4 protein-coding genes and 1 pseudogene are annotated in these 4,241 nt (G+C 72.5%); 2 read left to right on the plus strand and 3 right to left on the minus strand.

All coding sequences use genetic code 11. The annotated features are described in order from the left end of the window. The first annotated feature begins 61 nt into the window (after positions 1-61). Positions 62-586 (plus strand): SixA phosphatase family protein, encoded by a 525-nt coding sequence (locus VFW79_RS09465; RefSeq protein ID WP_329677061.1) that lies wholly within the window; start codon positions 62-64, stop codon positions 584-586. A 30-nt stretch (positions 587-616) separates the two neighbouring features. On the opposite strand, the gene serB is transcribed toward VFW79_RS09465, so the two are convergent. Next, on the minus strand, positions 617-1,288 hold the full coding sequence (gene serB, locus VFW79_RS09470; protein WP_329677062.1) for a phosphoserine phosphatase SerB: 672 nt from the start codon (positions 1,286-1,288) through the stop codon (positions 617-619). Positions 1,289-1,331: 43 nt separating this feature from the next. Then, positions 1,332-2,573, minus strand: coding sequence for a glucose-1-phosphate adenylyltransferase (locus tag VFW79_RS09475; protein ID WP_329677063.1), 1,242 nt, complete (start codon positions 2,571-2,573; stop codon positions 1,332-1,334). Between the two features lie 106 nt (positions 2,574-2,679). Between VFW79_RS09475 and glgA the strand changes: the two genes are divergently transcribed. Continuing rightward, positions 2,680-3,888, plus strand: a complete 1,209-nt coding sequence (gene glgA, locus VFW79_RS09480; RefSeq protein ID WP_329677064.1) for a glycogen synthase — start codon at positions 2,680-2,682, stop codon at positions 3,886-3,888. Here glgA and VFW79_RS09485 read toward each other — a convergent pair. After that, positions 3,885-4,241 (minus strand): annotated as a pseudogene (locus tag VFW79_RS09485) (hypothetical protein); the annotation flags it as partial. The gene glgA and the pseudogene VFW79_RS09485 overlap by 4 nt on opposite strands.

A 4,241-nucleotide genomic window follows, 5' to 3' on the forward strand; every position in this document is an offset into this window, starting at 1 on the left:
GCCGAGCCGAGCCGGTTCGTTCACGTCGACGCGGGAGCGCGCACGATGCGACTCTTGGGGCGTGGAAGACCTCAGCACCACCCCGCGCCGGCTCGTCCTGCTCCGTCATGCGAAGGCCGAGCACGGGGGCGAGATCGTCGACCACCTGCGTCCGCTGTCGCTCGTCGGTCGCCGCCAGGCGGCCGGCGTGGGTGCCACGCTTCGGGCCGCGGGTGTGATCCCCGAGCTCGTGCTCTGCTCCTCGTCGGTCCGGACCCGCCAGACCTGGGACCTCATGCGCTCGTCGCTCGGTGCACAGCCGGTGGCGGAGATCAGCGACGCGCTGTACTCGGCCGGGGTCCGGGCGTTGCTGGAGGTGGTCCGCGCAGTGTCGTCGGACGTCCGCACGGTCCTGCTCGTCGGCCACGAACCCACGGTCTCGGAAGCGGGAGCGACGCTGGCCGGCCCCGGATCTGACGAACCATGCCTGGCGCGGGTCCGTGTCGGGATGCCGACGGGCAGCTACTCCGTCCTCGAGACAGACGTCGACTGGGCCCAGCTCGAGCCTGACGGGGCGCGGCTCGTCCGGCTCGTCACGCCTGCCTGAACGGTCTGCCCCCCGCGGGCAGGGGGTGGCTCAGACGCCCGACGTCGTGCGAAACGGCGCGAGCATCAGCACGTCGTCGAGCCGGCCACGCACCACGGCGTCCGCGCGCCCCGCCAGGACCGGCTTGGCATTGAACGCGATCCCGAACCCGGCGACCGTGAGCATGTCGAGGTCGTTCGCACCGTCGCCGATCGCGATCGTGCGCTCCAGCGGGATCTCCTCGTCCGCCGCGAAGCCCCGCAGCGCCGCGGCCTTTCCGGCGCGGTCGACGACCGGGCCCCGGACGCGGCCCGTGAGCACCCCGTCCGCGACCTCGAGCCCGTTCGCGCGGTAGCGCGTGACACCGAGCCGCTGCGCGAGCGGTCCGACGACCTCGAGGAAGCCGCCCGAGACGAGGGCGACGGGCCACCCACGTCTCGCGAGCTCGGCGAGGAGCTCGGTGGCCCCGGGGCTGAGGGTGATCTCGGCGAGGACGTCCGCGAAGACGCTGACCGGCAGACCGGCCAGGGTCGCGACCCGGGCGTGCAGGGACGCGGCGAAGTCGAGCTCGCCTCGCATCGCGCGCTCGGTGATGTCGGCGACTTCGGCGCGCGAGCCTGCGTGCGCGGCGAGGAGCTCGATGACCTCAGCCGTGATGAGGGTCGAGTCGACGTCCAGCACGACGAGGCGTCGGCCGTCCAGGGCACGGGGCAACGGGGTCACGGAGGTGAGGGTAGTGCTCCGACGCCGCGAGCGCGGCGACCGTTCAGGGTTCGATGACCGTCCCCTTCGGGACGACCGTGATGCCCGACTCCGTCACCGTGAAGCCCCGCGCGAGGTCGTGCTCGCGGTCCAGACCGACGCCCGCCCGCTCGGGGACGATGACGTTCTTGTCGAGGATCGCGCGGTGGACCTGCGCGTAGCGGCTGACCTGGACGCCGTCCATGAGGACCGAGTCGGTCACCTGCGCCCACGAGTGCAGGTAGGTCCCGGGGGACAGGATCGAGCCCGTGACGGTCGCACCGGAGACCAGCACGCCGGGGGAGACGATCGAGTCGGCGGCATGGCCGAGGCGCCCGGCGCCGGCGTGCACGAACTTGGCGGGAGGCAGCCCGGTGTAGCCCGTGTACACGGGCCACTGGTCGTTGTAGAGGTTGAAGACCGGCTCGATCGAGATCAGGTCCTGGTTCGCGTCGAAGTACGAGTCGAGCGTGCCGACGTCGCGCCAGTAGTCGCGGTCGCGAGGCGTCGACCCGGGCACGTCGTTGTGGATGAAGTCGTAGACCGCCGCGGTCCCTCGCTCGACGAACGCGGGGACGAGGTCGCCGCCCATGTCGTGCCGGGACGTCGGGTTCTCGGCGTCGCGCGTGACGGCGTCGACGAGCGCGTCGGTGTTGATGACGTAGTTGCCCATCGAGGCGAGGATCTCGCCCGGTGAGTCAGCGAGGCCCACGGGGTCGGTCGGCTTCTCGCGGAACGCCGCGATGCGCGTCGGGTCGCCCGGGACCGTCTCGATGACGCCGAACTGGTCGGCCATGGCGATCGGCTGCCGGATCCCGGCGACCGTGAGCTCGGCGCCTGTCTCGACGTGCTGGTCCACCATCTGGGAGAAGTCCATGCGGTAGACGTGGTCGGCACCGACGACGACGACGATGTCGGGCCGCTCGTCGTCGATGATGTTCAGGCACTGGTAGATCGCGTCGGCGCTCCCCAGGTACCAGTGCTTGCCGACCCGCTGCTGCGCGGGCACAGGGGCGACGTAGTTGCCGAGCAGCGTCGACATGCGCCACGTCTTCGCGACGTGACGGTCGAGGCTGTGCGACTTGTACTGCGTCAGCACGATGACGTGCAGGTATCGGGAGTTCACGAGGTTCGACAGGGCGAAGTCCACCAGTCGGTAGATCCCCCCGAACGGCACCGCGGGCTTGGCCCGGTGCGCCGTGAGCGGCATGAGCCGCTTGCCTTCCCCACCTGCGAGGACGATTGCCAGGACACGCGGCGCTGCCATGGCACGACCCTAAGCCCACGGGGTGCCCGGCGCGATATCCGGCTCGCCACGCGCTAGCGTGTCGCCAGATGGGCCGGTGTGGCCGGGCCGGGGAGAGGGAGCGAACGTGCGTGTCGACCTGTTGACCCGGGAGTACCCGCCCCACGTGTACGGCGGTGCCGGTGTGCACGTGACCGAGCTCGCCGCAGTGCTGCGTCGCAGCATCGACGTCCGCGTGCACTGCTTCGACGGCCCGCGTGACGAGGCCGGTGTGACGGGTTACGACGTCCCCGGGACCCTCGGGGGCGCGAACCCTGCTCTCGCGACGTTCGGCGTCGACCTGCTCATGGCCGACGGGGTGTCCGGCACGGACATCGTGCACTCGCACACGTGGTACGCGAACCTCGGCGGCCATCTCGCCGGGCTGCTGCACGGCATCCCGCACGTGGTCTCGGCGCACAGCCTCGAGCCCTTGCGGCCGTGGAAGGCCGAGCAGCTCGGCGGTGGCTACGCCCTGTCGAGCTGGGCCGAGAAGACGGCCTACGAGGGTGCCGCGGGCGTGATCGCCGTGAGCGCCGGCATGCGGACCGACATCTTGCGCAGCTACCCGGCGGTCGACCCGGCGCGCGTGCACGTCGTGCACAACGGCATCGACCTCGACGGGTGGCGGCGCCCGACCGGCGAGGCGGCGCTCGCGCAGGCCGATGCCGTGGTCCGCGGGCTCGGGATCGACCCGGACCGGCCCTCGGTCGTCTTCGTCGGCCGCATCACGCGGCAGAAGGGCCTGCCCTACTTCCTGCGCGCGGCCGAGCAGCTTCCCCCCGAGGTCCAGCTCGTCCTGTGCGCCGGCGCACCCGACACCCCGGCGATCGCTGCCGAGGTCACGGCGCTCGTCGAGGCGCTCCGCAAGCGCCGCGACGGCGTCGTGTGGATCGAGCGCATGCTGCCCCGCGCCGAGCTCGTCGCCGTCCTTGCGAGCGGAACGGTGTTCGCATGCCCGTCCGTCTATGAGCCGTTGGGCATCGTCAACCTCGAGGCCATGGCCGTCGGCCTTCCGGTCGTGGGCTCCGCGACGGGGGGGATCCCCGAGGTGGTGGACGACGGCGTCACGGGGCTGCTCGTGCCCATCAACCAGGTGCAGGACGGCACAGGCACGCCGCTCGACCCCGACCGGTTCGTCGACGACCTCGCTGCCGCGCTCATCGAGCTGTCGACCGACCCGACGCGCGCAGCCGTGATGGGGGAGGCCGCACGTCGCCGTGTCGAGGACCACTTCTCGTGGGACGCGATCGGTCAGCGGACCCTGGAGGTCTACCGGTCGGTGCTCGCGGGCTAGGTGCGCGAGCCGTCCCGGGCGTCCGGGTCGGGGGCGGGCAGCGTCGCGGCCGACATGGCGCGCCGCGCGGCCCGGTCGACCTCACGCAGCGCCGTCGAGCGCTGGTCCGCCTGCCACAGGTTGACCGCGCCGCCGTCGTCCGCGGTCGCCAGCGCAACGATCGCCCGCAGGCGCGCGGCGCTCGCCAGCACGCGCACGCGACGTGCGTCGATCCCGCGGGGGAGCCGCCAGCCGGGGTCGCCGTCGCTGCGCAGCGCGGCGATCGCCTCGGCCGCGTCCGGCCGCCAGCGGGCGACGTCGAGGGCGGCGAGCGCCCGCGTCGCCTGCGTGAGCGCCGCGCGCAGGTCCCGCTC

It is taken from the genome of Cellulomonas sp., assembly GCF_036279715.1.
Taxonomy (GTDB): Bacteria; Actinomycetota; Actinomycetes; order Actinomycetales; family Cellulomonadaceae; genus Cellulomonas_A.

Excerpts from the sequence above, each read along its gene's own strand:
- VFW79_RS09475 (WP_329677063.1), bottom strand. The coding sequence starts at position 2,573 with ATGGCAGCGCCGCGTGTCCTGGCAATCGTCCTCGCAGGTGGGGAAGGC.